At 72.2% G+C, this 881-nt stretch carries 1 protein-coding gene; it reads right to left on the bottom strand.

From position 1 onward, the window contains the following. The coding region (locus RF647_RS19025) for a 5-dehydro-4-deoxyglucarate dehydratase (protein ID WP_368813099.1) at nucleotides 1–881 on the bottom strand (881 nt) is incomplete at both ends.

Genomic DNA, 881 nt, shown 5'->3' with positions numbered 1-881 from the left:
CCGGTGGGGAGGGCGTCGATGAGGGCGGTGAGGTCGGCGAGGTCGGTCTCGGTGAGGTCCTGCAGCGGGGGGCGCACCCCGCCGGCGGGCCGGCCCACGGCCTTGAGCCCGCCCTTGACGATGGAGACCCCGTAGCCCTTCACCCGGTCGCGGATCTCGATGTAGGGCAGCACGAACCGGTTGAGCTTGTCCGTGACGGCGACCCGGTCCTGGGCGCGGACGTCGCGGTAGAACTCCAGGGCGAACTCGGGGACGAAGTTGTACATCGCCGAGGAGTAGGTGCTCATCCCCAGCTGCAGCAGGGGCAGGGCGAAGGTCTCCGCGGTGGGCAGCCCGCCCAGGTAGAACAGCCGGTCCCCGTTGGTGGCGTAGACCTTGGTGAGGTGCTCGATGTCGCCGACGCCGTCCTTGAAGCCGATGAAGTTCTCGTGCCGCTCGGCCAGCCGGGCGATCGTCTCGGCCGAGTAGATGGCGTTGGCCCGGTTGTAGGCGATGACCCCGAGGTCGGTGGCCGCGCAGACGGCCGAGGCGTGGGCGAGCAGACCCTCCTGGTCGCACTCGGTGAGGTAGGGGGGCAGCAGCAGCAGGCCCTCGGCGCCGGCGGCGGCGGCGTCGGCGGCGTTGCGCACGGCCTGGGCGGTGTTGCCGGCGGCCGGGGCCAGCACGGGGACCCGGTGCCCGACCTCGTGAACGGCCGCGGCCACCACGGTGGCGGTCTCCTCGGGGGTGAGGGAGAAGCCCTCCCCGGTGCCGCCGGCGGCGAAGAGCCCGGCCACGGGGTAGGAGGCCTGCCAGGCCAGGTGCTGGCGGTAGGCGCTCTCGTCGAAGAGCAGGTCCTGGTCGAACGCGGTGACGGGGAAGGACAGCAGACCGTCCTTGAG

The sequence above is a fragment of the Kocuria sp. CPCC 205263 genome (genome assembly GCF_040981075.1).
In the GTDB taxonomy this organism is placed as follows: Bacteria; Actinomycetota; Actinomycetes; order Actinomycetales; family Micrococcaceae; genus Kocuria; species Kocuria rosea.
This window is presented reverse-complemented; position numbering and strand designations above follow the sequence as displayed.